Genomic DNA, 20,935 nt, shown 5'->3' on the forward strand with positions numbered 1-20,935 from the left:
GTCGTCTGCGCGCGGGCTCGCCAATGGGTGAAACTACCCGGTCAAGCCACGCAGCCAGCCCCGGAAATAACAAGGAAAATTCGGTGAAACTCAGCGATATCGCCCGTCTGGCCGGTGTGTCCGTGACCACCGCCAGCTACGTCATCAATGGCAAGGCCGAACAGCAGCGCATCAGCAGCAGCACCGTCGAGCGCGTGCGCGCGGTGGTCGAGGCACACGGCTTCACGCCCAACCCCCAGGCCGCCGGCCTGCGCAGCCGCCACACGCGGACACTGGGCTTCATTCTCCCGGATCTGGAGAACCCCAGCTACGCCCGCATTGCCAAACAGCTGGAACAGGGCGCCCGCGCCCGTGGCTACCAGCTGCTGATCGCCAGCAGCGACGACCAGCCCGACAGCGAACGCCAACTGCAGCAACTGTTCCGCGCCCGGCGCTGCGACGCGCTGTTCGTCGCCAGTTGCCTGCCGCCGCAGGACGACAGCTACCGCGCCTTGCAGGCCAAGGGCCTGCCGGTGATCGCCATCGACCGGGGCCTGGACCCGACGCATTTCTGCTCGGTGATCAGCGACGACCGCGACGCCAGCCGGCAACTGGCGCAGAGCCTGCTCAAGACCCAGCCGCGCAGCATCGCGCTGATCGGCGCGCGCCCGGAACTGTCGGTGAGCCAGGCCCGCGCCGGCGGTTTCGACGAGGCGCTGCGCCAGTTCGACGGCGAAGTCCGCCGCTACCAGGGCGAGGCGTTCAGCCGTGCATGCGGCCAGCAACTGATGACGCAATTGATCGATGAACTGGGCGGCCTGCCGGATGCCTTGGTGACCACCTCCTACGTGCTGCTGCAAGGCGTGTTCGACACCCTGCAAAGCCGCCCGGAAGGTTCGCGCCAGCTGCAACTGGGCACCTTTGGCGACAACCAGTTGCTCGACTTCCTGCCGCTGCCGGTCAACGCCATGGCCCAGCAGCACGGCCTGATCGCCGCCACCGCACTGGAGCTGGCCCTGGCCGCGATCGAGGACAAACGCTACGAGCCCGGCGTGCACGCCATCGGCCGTACCTTCAAGCAACGCATCGGCAAGGCCTGAGCATGCGCCTGATCGACACCCACACGCACCTGGACTTCCCCGACTTCGACGCCGACCGCCCGCGCCTGCTGGCCAACGCGACGGCGCGCGGGGTGGAGCGCATGGTGGTGCTGGGGGTGTTCGAGGGCAACTTCCAGCGGGTCTGGGACCTGGCCTGCGCCGATGAGCGCATCCGCGCGGCATTGGGCCTGCACCCGGTCTACCTGGAACAGCACCGTCCCGAGCACCTGGGCCTGTTGCGCCAGTGGCTGGAGCGCCTGCGCGGCGATCCGCGGCTGTGCGCGGTGGGCGAGTTCGGCCTGGACTACTACCTGGCCGAGCTGGACCCGCAGCGCCAGCAGGCGCTGTTCGAGGCCCAGTTGCAAATGGCCTGCGACTTCGAGCTGCCGGTACTGCTGCACGTACGCCGCAGCCACGCCCAGGTGATCGCCACGCTCAAGCGCTACAGGCCGGCGCGGGCGGGGATCATCCATGCCTTCGCCGGCAGCTACGAAGAGGCCCGGGAGTACATCAAGCTGGGCTTTCGCCTGGGCCTGGGCGGCGCCGCCACCTGGCCGCAGGCGCTGCGCTTGCGCAAGACCTTGCCACGCCTGCCGCTGGACAGCGTGGTGCTGGAGACCGACGCGCCGGACATGGCCCCGGCCATGTACCCCGGCCAGCGCAACAGCCCGGAGCATCTACCCGAGATTGCCGGGGCACTGGCCGAAGTCATGGGGATCGAACCAGGGCTGCTGGCCGAGGCCAGCAGTCGCAACGCCTGCGAGGTGTTTGGCTGGTAGCCCGACACGCATCCCGTGTAGGCGCGGCCTTGTGTCGCGAAAGGGCTGCGTAGCAGCCCCAATTTCGGTGTTGACGCAAAGATCGCAGGGGCCGCGTTGCGGCCCATTCGCGACGCAAGGCCGCTCCTACAGGGACCAGTTTTCCTTGATCACACCCTGAACGCGCCGATCAACCGCTTGAGCTCGACCACCTGCGCCGACAGCGCCCGGCTGGCCTCTTCGGTCTGGCAGGCGCCTTCGGTGGTGTCCTGGGCGGCGCGGTTGATCGCCACGATGTTCTGGTCGATGTCATGGGCCACGGCGGTCTGCTGCTCCACCGCGGCGGCGATCTGCTGGTTCTGTTCGACGATGCCGCCCACCGCGCCGAGGATATTGCCCAGCGCCTGCTGCACCTGGCGCGCCTCGTCGACGGTGCCGGCGGCCATCTGGTGGCTGCTGCCCATCACCCGCACCGCCGCGCCCACGCCTTCGCGCAGGCGCTGGATCATCTGCGCGATCTCCTCGGTGGAGTCCTGGGTCCGCTTGGCCAGGGTGCGCACCTCGTCGGCGACCACGGCGAAACCACGGCCCTGCTCACCGGCCCGCGCCGCCTCGATGGCGGCGTTGAGCGCCAGCAGGTTGGTCTGCTCGGCAATGCTGCGGATCACCTCCAGTACCCGGCCGATGGCCTGGCTGTCACCGGCCAGCTGGTTCACCGCGGCCACGCTCTGGTCGATCTCGCCGGCCAGGCGGGCGATGCTGCCCTGCTGGCTTTGCACCAGGTCGCGACCCGAGGCGCTTTCGTGGTTGACCCGCTGCGCGCCTTCGGCAGCCAGCGCGGCACTGCGGGCCACCTCCTGGGCGGTGGCGCTCATCTGGTTCATCGCCGTGGCCACCTGTTCGATCTGTTCGCGCTGGCCGCTGACCGCCTGGTTGCTGCGGCTGGACACCGACAGCACCTGGCCGGCCTGGTCCTCGACCGTGGTCACGGTCTTGCCGACCTGCTCGATCAGGCCGCGAATGCGCCGCACGGTTTCATTGAACCCCCGGCCCAGTTCGCCCAACTCGTCGCGGCTGCTGGCCTGGAAGCTGACGGTCATGTCGCCGGCGGCCACTTTGTCCATGGCGCTGCCGAGGCTGCCGAGGGTCTGCCGGGTGGACACGTAGAAGCCGCTGTACAGGTAGATGATCAGCAGGAACACCGTGGCCAGGGCCACCACCAGCGCCACGGTGCGCAGGCGGTGCTGGGCGAGGCGATCCTCCAGTTGGCCGTGCAGGTGGGCCAGCACCGCCTCGTTGAGCCGGTAGGTCTGGGCCATCAGCTCGCTGGTCTGCTGGTAGAACCCGGCCCAGGGCGCATCCAGGGTCTCGGCCACCACCACCTGGTCCTCGAACAGCGTCGCGCCCTGCTTGACCGTGGCCTGGCTGGCCTGGGCGCTGACACCCAGCGCCGCCGTGGCCTGGCCATCGCCGGCCAGGGCGTCGTCCAGGCGCAGGGCGTAGTCGGCGGACAGCCGTTCCAGGCGTTGCAGCAGGTCTTCGAAACGGGCGCTGCCGGAGGAGTCCATGAAGCCGCGGCCCAGGGCCACCGCGCCCATCGCCCGACCTTCGCCCAGCGCCTGGGTGACTAGCGCCGTGGCGCTGCCGACCAGTTCGCTGAGCTGGCGCACCGAGGCCTGGCTGTCCTGGCTCAGCCCCGACTGGCTGGCGACCAGCTTGCCCAGTACCTGGGCCTGGGCCAGCAGCTTGTCGAACAGTGCCGCCTTGTTCTGCAGCGAGGTCTCGCCGCGGGCAGTGCTGAAGGCAACGGCCAGTTCGCTGCGCTTGGCTTCGAGCACCGGGTCGCTGCTGCCCAGGCCGTCGAGCTGGGCCTGGACCTTGTCCTGCAAGGCGCCGATGCGGGCTTCGAGATCGCCGGCCTGGCCCGACTGGCCGAGCACGGCGTTGATCTGCAACAGGTTGCCCAGGGTTTCCAGGTCGCCACGCAGGGCCAGGCTCTGGGCCAATGGCGCCAGGCCTTGCAGCTCGCCGCGGGTGGCCTGGAGCTGATGATAGGCATCGCGCACCAGGTAGAAGCTGGTGACCAGCATGGGCAGGAAGAACAGGACGCTGATCAGGCTGAACTTCATGCCGAAGCTCAGCCGGTTCATCAGTGCGATGGCCGGATAGAGCAGACGCTTCACAGGTCACCTCCTTGAATTCTTGTTGTTCTGCGGGGTAGCACTAGGCCATCTTCGGGCCCGTGCCTTGTATAGCGCAGAATGAACGCAAGGTTTGTAACTTAAGGTTAAGCGCGCGCTGGATGGCACCGACTGCGTCGGTGTTCGCCAGCAAGGCTGGCTCCTACAGCGCTCTCCACAGGGGGTGGCACCGACTGTGTCGGTGTTCGCCAGCAAGGCTGGCTCCTGCAGCGTTCTCCATAGGGGTCAGATCAGCACGGTCCACAAGGCAAAGCAGGCGTACCACAGCACCGCGCAACGCAGCAGCAGCTCCCACAGGCTGTCCAGCCGCTCCAGGCCGCGCTGGCGGTCTTCCTCTTCGGGAATGTCGTCCGCCACCCGGCCGACCTTGGCCACCAGGTGCCCGGCACTGACATGCCAGTCGAGCAGTTCGTGCAACATCACCCGGGTCACCGCGACAAAGTTGCCGACCAGGGCGAAGCTTACCGTCATCACCCGCACCGGCAGCCAGTCCAGGGCATGGCGCATCTGCCCAGCCAGGGTCCGCAGCGCCGGTTGGCGGCTATGCTCGGTGGTCAGGGCCAGCAGCCGATAGGCCAGCGCCGCCCCCGGGCCCAATAGGAAATACCAGAAGATCACCGCGAAGAAACTTTGGTAGGCCTGCCACAGCAGGTGCCCCTGGACCCGCTTGATCAGCCCCGGGGCATCGTCCGCGGCCAGGCCCAGGTCGCGCTCGGCCACATGCAGCGCGGCCTGCTCGTCGCCCCGGCGCCAGGCATCGCGAAACGGGCCCAAGGCCGCCTTCACATCGCCACGCCCCAGGCTGTAGATCAGCACCAGCAGGTGCACCGGCAGCGCCAGCAGGCCATAGGCCACAGGCTCCAGCACATGCAGCAGCAACACCAGCAACGCCACCGGCGCCAGGATCAGGATCGCCAGGGTCCACCACGGATGGACCTTGCCACTGCGTTCCAGGCGCACCAGCTCGCCCAGGAAGAAACCATCGCGTTGCACCTGTTGGCGCAGGGCTGAGAATTTCTCCACCCACAGCGCCAGCACCAACACCAGAAAACTCATGCCTTGTCCTCATTGCGTTGCAGCTCAGCGCGGTAGCGCGGCCAGTCGAAAGCCGGGCCAGGGTCGGTCTTGCGCTGCGGGGCGATGTCGCTGTGGCCACAGATTCGCCCAAGGTCGATCACCGGCCAGGCGCTGCGGATCTGCTGGGTCAACTGGGCCAGGGCGGTGTACTGGGCATCGGTATAGGGCAGCTCGTCGGTGCCTTCCAGTTCGATGCCGATGGAAAAGTCGTTGCAGCCCTCACGCTCGCCAAAGCGCGACACCCCGGCATGCCAGGCACGCTCGAGCAGGGAGACGAACTGGGTCACCGCGCCATCGCGCTCGACGAACAGGTGCGCCGAGACGGTGAGCTGGTTGATGGTTGCAAAATAGGGATGCTCGTCAGGGTCGAGGCGGTTCTGGAAGAACTGCTGGACCTTGCCGGTACCGAAGCAGGCAGGTGGCAGGCTGATGTTGTGGATCACCAGCAGCGATATGGCCTCGCCGTCGGGGCGGGCGTTGCAGTTCGGCGAGGGGCAGTGGCTGACGCCAGAAAACCAGCCGGTCGCACGGTCCAATTGCATGGAGCAGATCCTGAATGACGCCACGGGCAGGCTGTCAGTATGCCGCGCCTGTACCGCCCGTGCATGTAAATGATTGTGCAAAAAATGCGCGCCCCTGGCCCTAGGCTTGCTGCACGCGCAGCTGCTCCAGAACCGCCTCCAGGGCCCGTTCGAACAACAAGCCATCGTCGAGCAAGCGCAGCTCGCCGCGGCGCAAGGCCACCGCCAGGCCGTTGCGGTTCCATTCGCGCACTTTCAGGCCAGTCCGGTTGGCGAACACAAAGCGGTCATGGCTGTCGATGCGTGCCACCAGCTTGCAGCGCAGCGGCTCGTCATCGTCCATCACTTCGACCCAGGTGCCCAGGCGCAGGCGTTCGACTTGGCGAAGAGCCGGTTCCTGGTCATCGAGCGGCGCGCAGGGGGCGTGGGTCGCTTCATCGGCGATGGCCAGCACGATGTCGTGCTCCACGCGCGCCTCGACCAGCGCCTCGTCGAAGTCAGGCTCGCCGCCGCAGGCCCGCAGGTGCAGCTGCTCCAGCAGCAAAAAGAATTCACGGGTCGCCGCCGAGTCCAGCGCCACGCCCGCCAGCCCCTCACGCAAGGCCTTGAGCAACCCCGGCACTTGCTCCAGCAGGCGGGCCGGGTCTGCGCTGGGGGCAATGCTGGCGAGCAACCCGTCCATGGTCGCCAGGCCCTCGGCCCAGGCCTGGGAGTCTTCGCCCTGCTTGAGCCAGGCCAACAGCAGCACCTGGCTCCAGGCCTGCACCAGCATCTGCACCACCACCTGTGGCAGCACCTGGCCGCGCAGGCGCAGGTTGAGCGCCTGCTGCACCCGCTGGCGGGCCAGCAAGGTGCGGGCACGGCCTTCCTCGGCGTCGCGGGTCCGTTGTTCGAGCAGTTCGTTGCGCCGGCGTTCGTCCTGACTGAACAGCAGGAACTCCTCGAGCAGCTCGCTGAACAGCTCGCAGTCTTCGGAAAAATCATTGAGCAGGCGCTGGACGATCCGCTCGACCCGCAGGTGCAAGCCGTCGCGCAGCCCGTCACCCTCGACTTCCCAGCCAATCGCCGCAGCGGCGATTTCGTTGAGCAGGCGCCGTGCCGGGTGACTGGCCCGGCTCAGCAGCCCCTTGTCGATCAAGGCCACTTTCAGCAGGGGAATATGCAGGCGGCCGATCAGCCCGCGCAGGCTCGCCGGCAGGTTGTCATCCGCCTGGATGAAGGCGAACAACAGCTCGACCAGGTTGATCATGTCCTCGTCGGCGGTGGCGATGCGCCGGCGCGTGCCGCTGCGCACGCTGACCCGCAGCAGCAGTTGCTCGAGCTGTTGGCCGAGCTTGAAGTCGTCCGGCTCACCGGGTGCCGGCACATAGTGCTGCAAGTGGGTCAGCAGGCGCAGCAGGTCGTCAGTACTGATCGGCTGCGCCGCGCTGAGCGTTTGCAGGCGCGGCGCCACACGACCGCGGCTGGGCGCCAGCAGCGCCTGCAACGCGCTGAAGAAGGCCTGCCCGGCGCTATCGGCGCCCGGTTCGTGCAAGGCGGGGTTGCTCGGCGCACGCCGGGCAATGTGCCGGCGGTCCTCGGCGCGGCGCCGCGGCGCCGGCAGCAGTTCCGGCAGCACGCCGGCACTGGCCAGCAGCTGGTTGGCCTCGCCATAGAGCAGGTCGAGGTCGCGCAGGACATAACGCTCGAACAACTTGAGCAACACCAGCTTGACGTTCGTCCCCACCCCCAGGTCGCGCCCGGCCTGGAGGAAGAAACCGCACAGGCTGCCCGGGCCCAGCGGGTTGCGCGCAACCTCGATGTCCAGTTCCAGCAGGGTTTCGAAACGCAGGTTCAACTGTTCGAGCACAAAGCCCTCGCGCGACTGCACCCGCTCGACCATCGCCTGCACCGCCAGCGAACGCTCCAGCATCGGGCTGTGCAGCGCCAGCTGGGCGTTGACCATCGAGGCCAGGGCATCGCACTGGCCGATACGGGCAAAGGCTTCGTAGAAGGTATCGAGAAAGCCGCGTTCGATGCTCTTGCGCTTCAGGCGCAGGTCACGCATGGCTTCGAAGTACAGGTTCTGGTCGAGGCGATCGCTGGCCTTGTCGGCCATTTCGAACAGGGTGTCGTCGGCGTTGTCGAACAATGCCTGCAAGCCCTGGCGCAGTTGCAGGGCGGCCTTGTCACGCACCTGCAGGAGCAACACGGGAAGGCACGGCGAGGGCGCGCGGGCACCCCGGTCGAGGGTGGTCGCCAGGGGCACCACCTTGCCTTCTTTCTGCATCCCGTACTCCTTGCTGGATGTTGCGTTGTGCCACCGGCGGAAAATCGTCAAAGCTATGACGCCAAATACAAGGCGCCATTATCAGGGAAAACGCTGACAGCTGCTAGCGCGCATTCTTATGCACCCAACTGACCCTGCAATCGGCCAAATGCTCACCCGCCCCGACCAAAGGTCATCGGCGCGGCAGCTGCACACGCCGCCCCCCTGCCCTATAATCGCCGGCACCTAGCTTGTGGAGCCGACCATGCCGAACCTACGCCTCGCCGACCTGACCGCCGAAATCGAAGCCAACGTGCGCCGCGCGTTGCTCGAAGACATCGGCAGCGGCGACATCACCGCCCAGCTGATTCCGGCCGAGCGCCTGGCCAAGGCGACCATCATCACCCGCGAGGACTGCGTGATCGCCGGCACGGCCTGGGTGGATGCGGTGTTCCGCCAGCTCGACCCGCGCGTGGCGGTGCACTGGCAGGTGGCGGACGGCGAGCGGGCCACGGCCAACCAGGCGCTGTTCCACCTCGAAGGCCCGGCGCGCTCGCTGCTCAGTGGCGAGCGCACGGCGCTGAACTTCCTGCAGCTGCTGTCGGGCGTGGCCACCCGCGCGCGCTTTCTGGCCGACCTGGTCGAGGGCACCCAGGTGCGCCTGCTGGACACCCGCAAGACCCTCCCGGGCCTGCGCCTGGCGCAGAAGTACGCGGTCACCTGCGGCGGCTGCCACAACCACCGCATCGGCCTGTACGACGCTTTCCTGATCAAGGAAAACCACATTGCCGCCAGCGGCGGCGTGGCCGCGGCCGTGACCGCGGCGCAGCGCATCGCCCCCGGCAAGCCGGTGGAAATCGAGGTGGAAAGCCTGGATGAACTGCGCCAGGCGCTGGCCGCCGGGGCCGATATCGTCATGCTCGACGAGCTGAGCCTGGATGAAATGCGCGAGGCGGTGCGCATCACCGCCGGCAAGGCCAAGCTCGAGGCCAGCGGCGGGGTCAACGAGACCACCCTGCGGGTGATCGCCGAAACCGGCGTGGACTACATCTCCATCGGCGCGATGACCAAGGATGTGAAGGCGGTGGACCTGTCGATGCGACTGAGCCTGTGAGGCACATCGCGCAGATGAAAAAACCGGCATAAAGCCGGTTTTTTTGTACGCCCCGTTCGCCGGCTTGCCGGCGAACCCTACGCAACGCTTAGAACGCGGCGTTGGCCAGGCCGTCCAGATAACGCTCGACGTCCAGGGCTGCCATGCAACCGGCGCCGGCCGAGGTGATGGCCTGGCGGTAGACGTGGTCGGCCACGTCGCCGGCGGCGAACACGCCTTCGACGTTGGTGGCGGTGGCATTGCCTTCACGGCCGCCAGCCACCACCAGGTAGCCGTCCTTGAGGGTCAGCTGGCCTTCGAACAGCGAGGTGTTCGGGGTGTGGCCAATGGCGATGAACACGCCGTCGACCTTGATCTCGTCGAAGCTGCCGTCGTTGTTCTTCAGGCGCGCACCGGTCACGCCCATGTTGTCACCCAGCACTTCGTCCAGGGTGGCGTTGAGCTTGAGCTCGATCTTGCCTTCGGCGACACGGGCGTGCAGCTTGTCGATGAGGATCTTCTCGGCGCGGAAGGTATCGCGACGGTGCACCAGGGTCACCTTGCTGGCGATGTTGGCCAGGTACAGTGCCTCTTCCACCGCAGTGTTGCCGCCGCCGACCACGGCCACCGGCTTGTTGCGATAGAAGAAACCGTCGCAGGTGGCACAGGCCGACACGCCCTTGCCCATGAAGGTTTCTTCCGACGGCAGGCCCAGGTAACGGGCGCTGGCACCGGTGGCGACGATCAGCGCGTCGCAGGTGTAGGTGCCGCTGTCGCCCTGCAGGGTGAACGGCTTGTTGGCCAGGTCGACGGCGTTGATGTGGTCGAAGACGATCTCGGTCTCGAAACGCTCGGCGTGCTCTTGCATGCGCTGCATCAGGGCCGGGCCGGTCAGGCCATGGGGGTCGCCCGGCCAGTTGTCGACTTCGGTGGTGGTGGTCAGCTGGCCGCCGGCCTGCATGCCGGTGATCAGCAGCGGCTTGAGGTTGGCGCGGGCGGCGTAGACCGCGGCGCTGTAACCGGCAGGGCCGGAACCGAGAATGATGACGCGCGAATGACGTACTTCAGACATGTCGAACTCCTGTCGAGCGGGCCGCACGGGGCCGGCATCGGGGTACCGGCTGCGCCAGCTGGAATTAAAACGGACCCACGCAGCACTTGGGGAAGGCTACAACGCGTTGGCCCAAAACCGTAAAAAGATGAGCGCACTGTAGCGAGGCCGCAGAGATTAAGGAAATATCCTTCGACAATCCACCTTATAGACAGTCTCTATGCCCGGCGGCCACCGACAGACATTGTCCTGGCGCATTGTTACAGGCCGTTTCGCCAACGCCCGGCGCCTTTCGTCGGCGCGCCAAACTCGGTAAGGTCAGCGCGTTTTCCTTTTGCGGAGCATTCCGATGCAAGCCCCTGCCCTTTCCGGCCCACAGTACCTGCGCGAAGGCCTGAAACTGGTCCTGAGCCCCAGCCTGCGGCTGTTCGTGCTGCTGCCCCTGGCGGTCAACCTGCTGCTGTTCGGCGGGCTGATCTACTTCGCCGGGCACCAGTTCAGCCTGTGGGTCGATGCGCTGATGCCGACCCTGCCCGACTGGCTGAGCTTCCTCACCTATATCCTCTGGCCGCTGTTCGTGGCGCTGGTGGTACTGATGGTGTTCTTCACCTTCACCCTGCTGGCCAACGTCATCGCCGCGCCGTTCAACGGTTTCCTGGCCGAGAAGGTCGAGGTGGTGGTGCGCGGCCAGGACACCTTCCCACCGTTCAGCTGGGCCGAACTGCTGGCCATGGTGCCGCGCACCTTCAGCCGCGAAATGCGCAAGCTGGGCTATTTCCTGCCACGGGCCATCGGCCTGTTCATCCTGTCGTTCATCCCGGTGGTCAACGTGATCGCCGCACCGCTGTGGCTGGTGTTCGGTATCTGGATGATGGCCATCCAGTACATCGACTACCCGGCGGACAACAACAAGATGAGCTGGCAGGACATGCTCGCCTGGCTGCGCAGCAAGCGCTGGCAGTCGATGGGCTTTGGCGGGATCACCTACCTGGCGCTGATGATTCCGGGGGTCAACGTGTTGATGATGCCGGCGGCGGTGGCAGGCGCCACGCTGTTCTGGGTGCGTGAGCGCGGCTGACCCACACAACCCGTAGGCGCCAGCTTGCTGGCGAACCGGATGCACCGCGTCGCTTCGGTTCGCCAGCAAGCTGGCGCCTACCTGGTCAGGTCAGGAGCTGAGCTGGCTGGAAAACTGCCCCACCGCATCCACCACCTTCTTCGCCCCTTCCTGGATCTCGACGATCACCCCGCCGGTATCGGCGGCCAGGGCCAGCCCTTGCTCGGCCTGGCGCTTGCTAGTGTCGATGATGTCCACCGCCGCCTGGGCCAGTTGCTCGTTCTGCTGCACCACCTTGGCGATCTCCTCGGTGGCGCTGCTGGTGCGCGAGGCCAGCTGGCGCACTTCGTCGGCGACCACGGCGAAACCCCGGCCCTGCTCACCGGCCCGCGCCGCCTCGATGGCGGCATTGAGCGCCAGCAGGTTGGTCTGCCCGGCAATGTCGCTGATGGTCTTGATGATCGCGCCAATCACCTTGGACTGCTTGTCCAGCGCCTGGATACCGTCGGCGGCGTCCTGCATCGACCCTTCCAGGCCACGCATCACCTCGACGGTCTGGGTCACCACGTCGGTGGCCTTGCGCGCGCTGCTGTCGGTCTCCAGCGAAGTGCTGTAGGCGATGTCCGCCGCCTGGGCCACGGCCAGCTCCTGGTTGACCTGGTCGGTGATCACCGTGGCGAACTTGACCACCTTGTAGAGCACGTCGTGGGCATCGATGATCGGGTTGTACGAAGCCTCCAGCCACACCACCCGGCCATGGGCGTCGATGCGCTTGAAGCGCTCGGCGACGAACTCGCCACGACGCAGCTTTTCCCAGAACGCCTGGTAGCCCGCCGAGTTGGCCTCTTCCGGCTCGCAGAACATGCGGTGGGATTTGCCGCGCACCTGCTCCAGGGTGTAACCCATGGTCTGCAGGAAGCGATCGTTGGCGGTCAGTACCTGGCCGTCGAGGTTGAACTCGATCACCGCGGTGGAGCGCATCAAGGCCTTGATCAGGCTCTCATGCTCGCGGGAGGTCTCGATGGTGCGGGTCAGGTCGCTGGAGTGCAGGGAGAAATACTTGATCCGCCCTTCGCTGTTCTTCACCGGCTGCAGGATCGAACGCAGCCAGGCTTCCTCGCCGTTGCCGCGCAACAGGCGGAAAGCGCCGTTGAGGTGCTCGCCACGGGTAATGGCTTGCTTCATGCGCTGGTAGAAGTCGAGCTTCTTCACATGGGGCGGGACAATGTCCTCGATATTGCGGCCGATCAGCTGTTCGGCGCGGTAGAGCATCTCGGTCTCGAAGTTGCCGTTGACCGACTCGATGCGCCCCTGAGGGTCGAGCTGGAGGACCAGCATCTCGCTGTCCAGGCTGTTCTTGACCTGCTCGATGGACATCAATTCTTCGCGCAGTTGCTGGATTTCTTGCTTCAGTTTGCTGTTGAACATGGCCGCTCTCCCGGAGCGTATTCCTGTAGTCGAATGCAATTGCATCGGCTGCCTGCGCTGAGTTCTTGAGTGCTTTGCAAGGAAATATTCAAACAGCTGAAAGTGCCGAAAATCAGGCGTCATATCCCCGTCACACGGGCGTCACATGGCCGCAGGACACTTTTCCCATGAGCACACCGTCCTTGCGCATCACCCTGGTCAGCGAAACCTTCCCACCCGAGATCAACGGCGTGGCCAACACCCTTGGCCGCTTGAGCGACGGGCTGCGCCAGCGCGGCCACCAGGTGCAGCTGGTCCGCCCGCGCCAGGCCAGCGACATCGGCCCGGGCGACCCCGAGCAGTTGCTGCTGTGCCGCGGCTGGCCGCTGCCCGGCTACCCTGGCCTGCAGTGGGGCCAAGTGTCGATGCACAAGCTGTGGCGGCGCTGGCGCCGGCAGCGCCCGGATGTGCTGTACATCGCCACCGAGGGCCCGTTGGGGCTGAGCGCCCTGCGCGCCGCCCGACGCCTCGGGGTGGCGGTGGTCAGTGGTTTTCACACCAATTTCCCGCAGTACTCCGGCCAATACGGCCTAGGCCTGCTGTCGCGGCTGCTGACCCATTACCTGCGCTGGTTCCACCGACGCACCGCGATCACCCTGGTGCCCAGCGCCAGCCAGCGCCTGGAGCTGGAACGCCGGGGTTTCGAACGGCTCGGGCTGATGGCCCGTGGCGTCGACGCGGCGCTGTTCAACCCGGCGCGGCGCAGCCAGGCCCTGCGTGAACAGTGGGGCTTGGCCGCGGACGAGATTGCCGTGCTGCACGTCGGCCGCCTGGCGGCGGAAAAGAACCTGGCGCTGCTGAGCCCCTGCATGGCGGCGCTGCAACGAAGTTATCCACACAAGCGCCTGCGCCTGGTGATCGTCGGGGAGGGCCCATCACGCGCCCAGCTCGAGCAGCAACTGCCCGATGCGCTGTTCTGTGGCGCGCAGCGGGGCGAGGTACTGGCCGAGCACTACGCCAGTGGCGACCTGTTCCTGTTCCCGAGCCTGACCGAGACCTTCGGCAACGTGGTACTCGAGGCCATGGCCTCGGGCCTGGCCGTGGTCGCCTACGACGAGGCCGCCGCCGCCCAGCATATCCGCCACGGCCACAGCGGGGCCCTGGCCATGCCCGGGGACCAGGCCGCGTTCATCGACGCCGCCTGCTGGCTACTGGAAGAAAACGAGACCCTGCGCCGGGTGCGCCTGAATGCGCGCCAGCACGCCAGTCGCCAGGGCTGGCCGGCGATCATCGAACAGTTCGAGGGCTACCTGCACGGTGCCTGCCGCGGCGTACACGCGCCGGATACGCCGGCGCCGCTGCTGATCAAGCCAGGGTCGTCAGCGCCTGGCGGCTGAATGGCAGTACCTCGGCCTCGCGGCCATCGCGCACCTTTTGCGCCCACTGTGCATCCACCAGCAACGCGCGGCCCACGGCCACCAGGTCGAACTCCTGATCCTGCAAGCGGCGCAGCAGCCCCTCCAGGCTGGCCGGCTTGGCCACCTTGTCGGTGTCGATCATGAACTGCAGGAACTCACCGTCCAGGCCGACGCTGCCCACGGTAATGGTCGGCTTGCCGGTGAGCTGGCGGGTCCAGCCGGCCAGGTTCAGCGTGCTGCCCTCGAACTCCGGCTCCCAGAAGCGACGGGTGGAGCAGTGGAAGATATCCACACCCGCCTCGCTCAGCGGCTGGAGAAATGCCGCCAGCGCTTCGGGGGTGTGCACCAGGCGGGCGTTGTAGTCCTGCTGCTTCCATTGCGAGAAGCGCAAGATGATCGGGAAGTCCGGGCCCACTGCGGCGCGCACCGCCTGGATCAGCTCGATGGCGAACCGCGAGCGCGACGCCAGGTCGCCGCCGTACTCATCGTCGCGGCGATTGCTGGCCTCCCAGAAGAACTGGTCGATCAGGTAGCCATGGGCGCCATGGATCTCCACCCCGTCCATGCCGATGGCCTGGGCGTCGCGCGCGGCCTGGGCGAAAGCCTCGATAACCTCGCGGATATCGGCGTGGCTCATCCCCTGCACCAGCACCTTGCCGTCCTTCTCCTTGCCGCTCGGGCCGTGGCCCGGCACGCTGCCATCGGGCTCGGTGCCCAGGCGCCGGACGCTGCCCACATGCCACAGCTGCGGCACGATACGCCCGCCCTCGGCGTGCACGGCATCGACTACCCGCTTCCAGCCGGCCAGGGCATCCTCACCGTGGAAGCGCGGCACGTTGGGGTAGCCGTTGGCGGCCTTGTGGCCGACCGTGGTGCCCTCGGTGACGATCAGCCCGACACCGGCAGCGGCACGGCAGCGGTAGTACTCGACCACGCCGTCATGGGGCACGCCGCCGGGGCAGAAGGTACGGGTCATCGGCGCCATCACCACGCGGGTCGGCAGCTCGAGGCTACCCAGGGTGAAGGGCTGGAACAGAGGGTTGCTGGACATGCGGCGCTCCCGGCACGGGTGAGGAAATGTGCCAGAGCTTAGGGGCAGCGCGGGAGCCGGCCCAGCATTATTGATTGGGGTGATTGACGGGTATCGCGGGAGGACCGGCCGGCCTCATCGCCGGGCCGGCCTGCAGGCCTGCGTTCAAGCCAGGGCTTTCTCGATGGCCTGGACCACGCTCGGATCGTCCGGGGCGGTACGCGGTGCGAAGCGCGCCAGGACCCGGCCGTCCTTGCCCACCAGGAACTTCTCGAAGTTCCAGGTGATATCCCCCGGAAACTCGGCGCCCTCGCCAGCCAGCAGGCGGTACAGCGAATGGCGTTGCGGGCCATTGACCTCGAGCTTGGCCCCCAATGGGAAGCTCACCCCATAGTTGAGGCTGCAGAAGTCCTGGATTTCCTTGTCGCTGCCCGGTTCCTGGCCGGCGAACTGGTTGCACGGCAGGCCGAGCACGTTGAAGCCCTGGCCCTTGTACTGCTGGTGCAGTTTTTCCAGCGATGCGTATTGCGGCGTCAGGCCACACTTGGAGGCGACATTGACCACCAGCACCACCTGGCCCTTGAACGGGGCAAGGGGCAGGTCGTGGCCGTCCAGCGCCTTCAACGTCAGGTCGTGAAATGCACTCATGATGAAATCCCCTCTCAGGTTGCCAAGTGTCGCTGGGGCGAATCCCGCCCACTAAAAAGGCGCGCGGCCAAACCGTCCACCCTCCCGAGGAGGGCAAGTCCGGCTTGCCCGAGCGCCTGGCGACTCTCTGAGCTTAGCGCAGAAAATCAGTGGTGATGGCCACCTTCACCGTGGATGTGACGGTGAGCGATTTCTTCTTCGCTGGCCTCACGCACGTCGACAACCTTGACCTTGAAGTTCAAGCGCTGGCCGGCCAGCGGGTGGTTGCCGTCGACGGTCACGTCGTCGCCGTCGATGTCGCGGATGGTGACGATCTGCATCTGGCCGTCCGGCGCCGAAGCGTGGAACTGCATGCCGACTTCCAGTTGGTCGACGCCTTCGAACATCTTGCTGCTCAGGGTGCTGACCAGTTCGGCCGAGTATTCGCCGTAGGCGTCTTCTGGCTCGATGGCCACGGTCAGCTCGTCGCCGGCCTGTTTGCCTTCCAGGGCTTTTTCCAGGCCCGGGATGATGTTGGCGGCACCGTGCAGGTAGACCAGCGGCGCACCACCGGCGGAGCTGTCGATGACCTCACCAGCGTCGTTGGTGAGGGTATAGTCGATGGAGACAGCCTTGTTGGCGGCGATCAGCATGGGGGCGAGACCTTTTGCAAAAGAATGTAGAGCGCACCAGTGTAACCAACGCATCGCGTGATTGCGAACGCGGCTCGGACGATACACGGCCCATCAGTCGGATCATCGGCTTCCATCAGGACGAGGAAAGTCACTGGGTGGTCGAGCTGTCCTGCGGGCACACCCAGCACCTGCGCCATCAACCGCCCTGGCAGGCCCGCCCCTGGGTACTCGACGCCGACCAGCGCGCGCGCCGCATCGGCCAGGCATTTGCCTGCGGCTGGTGCGCTCAGGGTACGGTTAGCGATACCCTTGGCCGTTGAATTCCTTGCACCGCTTATTTCGAGAAGCACGCATGCAGACATTTTTCATCGCGCCGACCGACTTCGGCGTCGGCCTGACCTCCATCAGCCTGGGCCTGGTTCGTACCCTCGAACGCGCCGGGCTGAAGGTCGGCTTCTTCAAGCCGATCGCCCAGCCACACCCCGGCGACACCGGCCCGGAACGCTCCAGCGAACTGGTCGCCCGCACCCACGGCATCAAGCCGCCCACCCCGCTGAGCCTGGCCCATGTCGAGCGCATGCTCGGTGACGGCCAGCTCGACGAACTGCTCGAACAGATCATCCGCCTGTACCAGCAAGCCTGCGTCGGCAAGGACGTGGTGGTGGTCGAGGGCATGGTGCCGACCCGTCACGCCAGCTATGCCGCGCGGGTCAACCTGCACCTGGCCAAGAGCCTGGACGCCGAGGTGATCCTGGTGTCGGCGCCGGAAAACGAAGTGCTCAGCGAGCTGTCCGGCCGTGTCGAGCTGCAGGCCCAGCTGTTCGGCGGCCCGCGCGACCCGAAGGTGCTCGGGGTGATCCTCAACAAGGTGCGCACCGAGGAGAGCATGGCCGAGTTCGCCACCCGCCTGCGCGAGCATTCGCCGCTGCTGCGCGGCAACGACTTCCGCCTGCTCGGCTGCATTCCCTGGCAGGCCGAGCTCAACGCCCCGCGTACCCGCGACGTGGCCGAGCTGCTCGGCGCCCAGGTGCTCAACGCCGGTGACTACGACCAGCGGCGCATGAACAAGATCATCATCTGCGCGCGCACCGTGGCCAACACCGTGCCGCTGCTGACCTCCGGAACCCTGGTGGTGACCCCGGGCGATCGCGACGACATCATCCTCGCCGTGTGCATGGCGGCGATCAACGGCGTGCCCCTGGCCGGGCTGCTGCTGACCAGCGACAGCAAGCCCGACCCGCGCATCCTCGAGCTGTGCCGTGGCGCCCTGCAAGCGGGCCTGCCGATCCTGTCGGTGAGCACCGGTTCGTTCGACACGGCCAACCAGCTCAATTCGCTGAACCGCGAGATCCCGGTGGACGACCGCGAACGCGCCGAGTTCATCACCGACTTCGTCGCCAGCCACCTGGACACCGCCTGGCTGCACCAGCGCTGCGGCACGCCGCGCGAATTGCGCCTGTCGCCGGCGGTGTTCCGCTACCAGCTGATCCAGCGCGCCCAGCAGGCCAACAAGCGCATCGTCCTGCCCGAGGGCGCGCAGCCGCTGCTGGTACAGGCCGCCGCCCTGTGCCAGGCCCGTGGCATCGCCCGCTGCGTGCTGCTGGCCAAGCCCGAGGAAGTCGAGGCGGTGGCCCGGGCCCAGGGCATCAGCCTGCCGCCGGACCTCGAAGTGCTCGACCCGGAGCTGATCCGCGGGCGCTACGTCGAGCCGATGGTCGACCTGCGCAAGAGCAAGAACCTCAATGCGCCGATGGCCGAGCAGCAACTGGAGGACCCGGTGGTGATCGGCACCATGATGCTCGCCCTGGGCGAGGTCGATGGCCTGGTCTCGGGCCTGGTGCACTCCACCGCCAACACCATTCGCCCAGCCCTGCAACTGATCAAGACCGCCCCCGGCAGCAGCCTGGTGTCGTCGGTGTTCTTCATGCTGTTCCCCGACCAGGTGCTGGTCTACGGCGACTGCGTGATGAACCCGCACCCCAGTGCCGCGGAACTGGCCGAGATCGCCCGGCAGAGCGCGGAGTCGGCCGAGTCGTTCGGCATCGCCGCACGAGTGGCGATGCTCAGCTATTCCAGCGACTCGGCAGCCAGCGACGAGGAAGTGGAAAAGGTCCGCGAGGCCACGCGCCTGGCGCAACAGGCCGAACACGACCTGTTGATCGACGGGCCGTTGCAGTACGACGCCGCCGCCAACCCGGAAATCGCCCGGCAGTTGGCGCCAGCGAGCCCGGTCGCCGGGCGCGCCACGGTGTTCGTGTTCCCCGACCTGAACACCGGCAACACCACCCACAAGGCGGTGCAGCGCAGCGCCGACTGCGTCAGCCTCGGGCCGATGCTGCAAGGCCTGCGCAAGCCGGTCAACGACCTGCCGCGCGGGGCGCAGGTGGACGACATCGTGCATACCATTGCGCTGACGGCCATTCAGGCCAGCACCGTGCGCTAACGCATCGCGGGGCAAGGCGCATCGGCGCACCGCTGCGACTTGCCCCGCGATCGGTTACCGCCCGGCGACTTAAGGGTACTGCTGCACGGTCCCCTGCTGGTCATACTGCTGACCCGGGATCGGCTTGAGGTTCACTTCGACCCGACGGTTCTGGGCACGGCCATTGGCATCGGCGTTGCTGGCGATCGGTTGGTCCGGGCCCATGCCACGCACGCTGACCCGCGACGGGTCGACCCCCTGGGAGGTCAGATAGGTGCTGACCGCCTGGGCACGGCGCTGGGACAGGTCCATGTTGTGCTGGCGGCTGCCGGTGCTGTCGGTGAAGCCGACCACCTCGATGGTGTTCTGGTTGAACTGCTTGAAGGAACCCGCCAGGTTGTTCAGCGGTGCATAGAAGCTGGGGGAAATGTTCGCCGAATCGGTGGCGAACGTGATGTTGCCCGGCATGATCAGCTTGATCTGGTCGCCCTGGCGCTGCACCTCGACGCCGGTGTTGGCCATCTTCGCGCGCAGCTCGGCTTCCTGCTTGTCGGCGTAGTAGCCATAACCCGCCGCGGCGGCACCTACCGCAGCGGCGCCGATCAACGCCCCCTTGCCACGGTTGTTGTGGTCGATGGCGGCACCGGCGATGGCGCCGGCCAGCGCACCGAGGCCACCGTACTTGGCGGTCTTGCTCATCCCTGTGGAGCCCTGCGCCTGGCCCTGGCTGTCGTAGGGGTTGGGGCTGGCACAACCGGACATCAGGGCGGCGGCGGTAGCGACGATAATCAGACGACGCATGGTGAACATGGACAAGCTCCTACTGAAATTCATTAGTGCAACGGATCACATACGGATCTATGCCAGCCTTGGATTACAGCGCAGCGGAAAAATTCCATGAAACCTCAGGCACGCACGAACGGGTTCTCGCGCATTTCCTCGCCGAGGCGGGTGTCCGGGCCATGGCCGGTCACCACGATGGCCTCTTCATCCAGGCGGTACAGCCGCTCCTTGATGGAACGAACGATAGCCCGCTGATCGCCCCCCCACAAATCGGTACGCCCGACGCCACGGCGGAACAAGGTGTCGCCGGCGATCAGCAGCTTGTGCTCGGCGAACCAGAAACTCATCGAGCCCGGGGTATGCCCTGGCGTGTGCAGGGCCACGCCGCAGCCGCAGGCCAGTTCCTCGTCGTCGGCCAGCCAACGGTCCGGCGACGGCACCGGGGTGTAGGGCATGCCGAACATCTGGCATTGCATCTCGAGGTTGTCCCACAGCGGCTGGTCGGCCTTGTGCAGGTGCAGCGTGGCGCCGGTCAGCGCCTTGAGCTTGCCCGAGGCGAGGAAGTGATCGAAATGGGCATGGGTGTGGATGATGCTCACCAGGGTCAGGCCATGGTGCTGCAGGCGGGCGAGGATCTTCTGCTCGTCACCGCCTGGGTCGACGACGATGGCCTTCTTGCTCAGCGGGTCGCCGATCAGGGTGCAGTTGCACTGCAACGGGCCGACGGGGAAGGTTTCGCGGATGAGCGCTGTCGCAGGATTTGCCATGAAGGGATAACCAACTACTCGAATAGTGTTTGAACGCGGGCCAGCGCATCCTGGACGACCGCTTCGGGAACAGACTCGATACGCTTGGCGTTTCTCGCCTCCAGATCAACGATACGTATCTGGTTGCATAGCATGACGCCCTGCGTCTGGGTACCGGCACCGCTGAGCGTTACCGCGAAACCCGCGTGCCGCGCAAAGTCCCCGCCCTGAGAAATCGGCGCGATCACCGCAAGCCCGCAAATGTTGAACGTGGTCGGTGTCAGGATCAGCGCAGGTCGCGCTGCGCCCTGCTGTTCACGACCGACCGTGGGATCCAGGTTGACCCTGACGATGTCCCCTCTGGCGAACTGGGCACGCCTCACATTTCACGTCCAACCGCAGACAGGCTATTCCAGGCGGCCATGTCCTCTGGTTCTGGTGCATTCAGATCACACTGTGCCATCAGCTCTTCAAGCGTGTATTTGGGCTTCGCCCTGACAGGCTTGAGCACCATGCTTTCGCCAGCCGTGTCCAGACTCAGGGTCGCCCCCACTTCAAGACGCATCTGCTTGAGGACTGTGGAGGGAATTCGAATAGCGGCGCTGTTTCCCCACTGCTGAATCTTGATCTGCATAAGTATCTCCCACGGTAGATACATAGTAGAAACCCTCCCAGCGATAGCAAGTGAAATGTAGAGACCAGGTATCTACACTGCCACGCCTCCAACGCCCAAGAAAGACCACTTGATACCAGTGGGAAACGCCTCACTTGATCTTGGGACG

The 20,935-nt window shown here is 66.3% G+C and carries 19 protein-coding genes and 3 pseudogenes; 7 read left to right on the plus strand and 15 right to left on the minus strand.

Translation table 11 applies throughout. The features are described 5' to 3' along the window. Nucleotides 1-83: 83 nt before the first annotated feature. Both cra and KSS95_RS23525 read left to right on the plus strand, forming a co-directional pair. On the plus strand, nt 84-1,079 hold the full coding sequence (cra, locus tag KSS95_RS23520; protein WP_217850142.1) for a catabolite repressor/activator: 996 nt from the start codon (nt 84-86) through the stop codon (nt 1,077-1,079). A 2-nt stretch (nt 1,080-1,081) separates the two neighbouring features. Continuing rightward, a complete protein-coding gene (locus KSS95_RS23525; protein ID WP_217850144.1) occupies nt 1,082-1,858 on the plus strand; it encodes a TatD family hydrolase in 777 nt (258 codons plus the stop codon). A 149-nt stretch (nt 1,859-2,007) separates the two neighbouring features. On the opposite strand, the gene KSS95_RS24950 is transcribed toward KSS95_RS23525, so the two are convergent. The 5 genes and pseudogenes from KSS95_RS24950 to KSS95_RS23545 all read right to left on the minus strand — a co-directional run bounded on the left by KSS95_RS24950 (nt 2,008) and on the right by KSS95_RS23545 (nt 7,905). Next, nucleotides 2,008-2,721, minus strand: a complete 714-nt coding sequence (locus KSS95_RS24950) for a methyl-accepting chemotaxis protein (RefSeq protein WP_437179628.1) — start codon at nt 2,719-2,721, stop codon at nt 2,008-2,010. 144 nt (nt 2,722-2,865) lie between these two features. Then, nucleotides 2,866-3,987: pseudogene (locus KSS95_RS24955) on the minus strand (HAMP domain-containing protein); the annotation flags it as partial. A gap of 276 nt (nt 3,988-4,263) precedes the next feature. After that, nucleotides 4,264-5,094: a regulatory signaling modulator protein AmpE gene (gene ampE, locus KSS95_RS23535; protein WP_217850153.1), complete on the minus strand. Its 831-nt coding sequence runs from the start codon at nt 5,092-5,094 to the stop codon at nt 4,264-4,266. After that, nucleotides 5,091-5,657, minus strand: a complete 567-nt coding sequence (gene ampD, locus KSS95_RS23540) for a 1,6-anhydro-N-acetylmuramyl-L-alanine amidase AmpD (protein WP_217850154.1) — start codon at nt 5,655-5,657, stop codon at nt 5,091-5,093. Before ampD ends, ampE begins: the two co-directional genes overlap by 4 nt. Nucleotides 5,658-5,757: 100 nt before the next feature. Further along, a complete protein-coding gene (locus KSS95_RS23545; RefSeq protein WP_217850156.1) occupies nt 5,758-7,905 on the minus strand; it encodes a DUF1631 domain-containing protein in 2,148 nt (715 codons plus the stop codon). Nucleotides 7,906-8,149: 244 nt separating this feature from the next. Here KSS95_RS23545 and nadC point away from each other — a divergent pair, with 244 nt between their 5' ends. After that, the gene (gene nadC, locus KSS95_RS23550) at nt 8,150-8,998 is read left to right on the plus strand and encodes a carboxylating nicotinate-nucleotide diphosphorylase (RefSeq protein WP_217850158.1); all 849 of its coding nucleotides are present in this window, start codon (nt 8,150-8,152) and stop codon (nt 8,996-8,998) included. Nucleotides 8,999-9,086: 88 nt separating this feature from the next. Here nadC and trxB read toward each other — a convergent pair whose 3' ends face one another. Beyond that, the gene (trxB, locus tag KSS95_RS23555) at nt 9,087-10,049 is read right to left on the minus strand and encodes a thioredoxin-disulfide reductase (RefSeq protein WP_217850159.1); all 963 of its coding nucleotides are present in this window, start codon (nt 10,047-10,049) and stop codon (nt 9,087-9,089) included. Between the two features lie 328 nt (nt 10,050-10,377). On the opposite strand from trxB, the gene cysZ reads away from it, so the two are divergent. Next, the gene (gene cysZ, locus KSS95_RS23560; protein ID WP_217850161.1) at nt 10,378-11,106 is read left to right on the plus strand and encodes a sulfate transporter CysZ; all 729 of its coding nucleotides are present in this window, start codon (nt 10,378-10,380) and stop codon (nt 11,104-11,106) included. A 90-nt stretch (nt 11,107-11,196) separates the two neighbouring features. Here cysZ and KSS95_RS24960 read toward each other — a convergent pair whose 3' ends face one another. Further along, a complete protein-coding gene (locus KSS95_RS24960) occupies nt 11,197-11,628 on the minus strand; it encodes a methyl-accepting chemotaxis protein (RefSeq protein WP_373694315.1) in 432 nt (143 codons plus the stop codon). Nucleotides 11,629-11,790: 162 nt separating this feature from the next. Further along, nucleotides 11,791-12,636: pseudogene (locus KSS95_RS24965) on the minus strand (PAS domain-containing protein); the annotation flags it as partial. Between the two features lie 44 nt (nt 12,637-12,680). Here KSS95_RS24965 and KSS95_RS23570 point away from each other — a divergent pair. After that, nucleotides 12,681-13,889, plus strand: coding sequence for a glycosyltransferase family 4 protein (locus KSS95_RS23570; protein ID WP_217850165.1), 1,209 nt, complete (start codon nt 12,681-12,683; stop codon nt 13,887-13,889). Here KSS95_RS23570 and KSS95_RS23575 read toward each other — a convergent pair. The 3 genes from KSS95_RS23575 to KSS95_RS23585 form a co-directional block, all read right to left on the minus strand. Then, nucleotides 13,858-14,961: an NADH:flavin oxidoreductase gene (locus KSS95_RS23575; protein ID WP_217850166.1), complete on the minus strand. Its 1,104-nt coding sequence runs from the start codon at nt 14,959-14,961 to the stop codon at nt 13,858-13,860. The two genes, KSS95_RS23570 and KSS95_RS23575, sit on opposite strands and share 32 nt — an antisense overlap. A 144-nt stretch (nt 14,962-15,105) precedes the next feature. Next, on the minus strand, nt 15,106-15,588 hold the full coding sequence (locus KSS95_RS23580) for a glutathione peroxidase (protein WP_217850168.1): 483 nt from the start codon (nt 15,586-15,588) through the stop codon (nt 15,106-15,108). 146 nt (nt 15,589-15,734) lie between these two features. Beyond that, entirely contained in the window at nt 15,735-16,220 is a 486-nt protein-coding gene (locus KSS95_RS23585) for an FKBP-type peptidyl-prolyl cis-trans isomerase (protein ID WP_217850170.1), read from the minus strand. On the opposite strand from KSS95_RS23585, the pseudogene KSS95_RS24720 reads away from it, so the two are divergent. Beyond that, a pseudogene (locus KSS95_RS24720) lies at nt 16,189-16,522 on the plus strand (DUF3565 domain-containing protein). The gene KSS95_RS23585 and the pseudogene KSS95_RS24720 sit on opposite strands and share 32 nt — an antisense overlap. Nucleotides 16,523-16,554: 32 nt before the next feature. Continuing rightward, nucleotides 16,555-18,645 carry a phosphate acetyltransferase gene (gene pta / locus KSS95_RS23595; protein ID WP_217850178.1) on the plus strand — a complete coding sequence of 697 codons (2,091 nt, stop codon included), beginning with the start codon at nt 16,555-16,557 and terminating at the stop codon, nt 18,643-18,645. A gap of 69 nt (nt 18,646-18,714) precedes the next feature. Here pta and KSS95_RS23600 read toward each other — a convergent pair whose 3' ends face one another. From KSS95_RS23600 to KSS95_RS23615, 4 genes are all read right to left on the minus strand, one after another. Continuing rightward, complete coding sequence (locus tag KSS95_RS23600) at nt 18,715-19,434, minus strand: YiaD family glycine zipper/OmpA-like lipoprotein (RefSeq protein WP_134690053.1); 720 nt, start codon at nt 19,432-19,434, stop codon at nt 18,715-18,717. Between the two features lie 95 nt (nt 19,435-19,529). Then, a complete protein-coding gene (locus KSS95_RS23605; protein WP_217850185.1) occupies nt 19,530-20,174 on the minus strand; it encodes an MBL fold metallo-hydrolase in 645 nt (214 codons plus the stop codon). 14 nt (nt 20,175-20,188) lie between these two features. Further along, nucleotides 20,189-20,536, minus strand: coding sequence for a type II toxin-antitoxin system ChpB family toxin (locus KSS95_RS23610; protein WP_217850186.1), 348 nt, complete (start codon nt 20,534-20,536; stop codon nt 20,189-20,191). Continuing rightward, nucleotides 20,533-20,811, minus strand: coding sequence for an AbrB/MazE/SpoVT family DNA-binding domain-containing protein (locus KSS95_RS23615; protein ID WP_217850188.1), 279 nt, complete (start codon nt 20,809-20,811; stop codon nt 20,533-20,535). Before KSS95_RS23615 ends, KSS95_RS23610 begins: the two co-directional genes overlap by 4 nt. Nucleotides 20,812-20,935 lie beyond the last annotated feature (124 nt).

The sequence above is a fragment of the Pseudomonas muyukensis genome, assembly GCF_019139535.1.
GTDB lineage: Bacteria > Pseudomonadota > Gammaproteobacteria > Pseudomonadales > Pseudomonadaceae > Aquipseudomonas > Aquipseudomonas muyukensis.

Excerpts from the sequence above, each read along its gene's own strand:
- ampD (WP_217850154.1), bottom strand. The coding sequence starts at position 5,657 with ATGCAATTGGACCGTGCGACCGGCTGGTTTTCTGGCGTCAGCCACTGC.
- KSS95_RS23615 (WP_217850188.1), bottom strand. The coding sequence starts at position 20,811 with ATGTATCTACCGTGGGAGATACTTATGCAGATCAAGATTCAGCAGTGG.
- KSS95_RS24960 (WP_373694315.1), bottom strand. The coding sequence starts at position 11,628 with ATGCGTGGCCTGGAAGGGTCGATGCAGGACGCCGCCGACGGTATCCAG.
- KSS95_RS23585 (WP_217850170.1), bottom strand. The coding sequence starts at position 16,220 with ATGCTGATCGCCGCCAACAAGGCTGTCTCCATCGACTATACCCTCACC.
- KSS95_RS23575 (WP_217850166.1), bottom strand. The coding sequence starts at position 14,961 with ATGTCCAGCAACCCTCTGTTCCAGCCCTTCACCCTGGGTAGCCTCGAG.
- KSS95_RS23580 (WP_217850168.1), bottom strand. The coding sequence starts at position 15,588 with ATGAGTGCATTTCACGACCTGACGTTGAAGGCGCTGGACGGCCACGAC.
- ampE (WP_217850153.1), bottom strand. The coding sequence starts at position 5,094 with ATGAGTTTTCTGGTGTTGGTGCTGGCGCTGTGGGTGGAGAAATTCTCA.
- KSS95_RS23545 (WP_217850156.1), bottom strand. The coding sequence starts at position 7,905 with ATGCAGAAAGAAGGCAAGGTGGTGCCCCTGGCGACCACCCTCGACCGG.
- KSS95_RS23525 (WP_217850144.1), top strand. The coding sequence starts at position 1,082 with ATGCGCCTGATCGACACCCACACGCACCTGGACTTCCCCGACTTCGAC.
- KSS95_RS23600 (WP_134690053.1), bottom strand. The coding sequence starts at position 19,434 with ATGTTCACCATGCGTCGTCTGATTATCGTCGCTACCGCCGCCGCCCTG.
- cysZ (WP_217850161.1), top strand. The coding sequence starts at position 10,378 with ATGCAAGCCCCTGCCCTTTCCGGCCCACAGTACCTGCGCGAAGGCCTG.
- nadC (WP_217850158.1), top strand. The coding sequence starts at position 8,150 with ATGCCGAACCTACGCCTCGCCGACCTGACCGCCGAAATCGAAGCCAAC.
- trxB (WP_217850159.1), bottom strand. The coding sequence starts at position 10,049 with ATGTCTGAAGTACGTCATTCGCGCGTCATCATTCTCGGTTCCGGCCCT.
- KSS95_RS23605 (WP_217850185.1), bottom strand. The coding sequence starts at position 20,174 with ATGGCAAATCCTGCGACAGCGCTCATCCGCGAAACCTTCCCCGTCGGC.
- KSS95_RS23570 (WP_217850165.1), top strand. The coding sequence starts at position 12,681 with ATGAGCACACCGTCCTTGCGCATCACCCTGGTCAGCGAAACCTTCCCA.
- pta (WP_217850178.1), top strand. The coding sequence starts at position 16,555 with ATGCAGACATTTTTCATCGCGCCGACCGACTTCGGCGTCGGCCTGACC.
- KSS95_RS24950 (WP_437179628.1), bottom strand. The coding sequence starts at position 2,721 with ATGAACCAGATGAGCGCCACCGCCCAGGAGGTGGCCCGCAGTGCCGCG.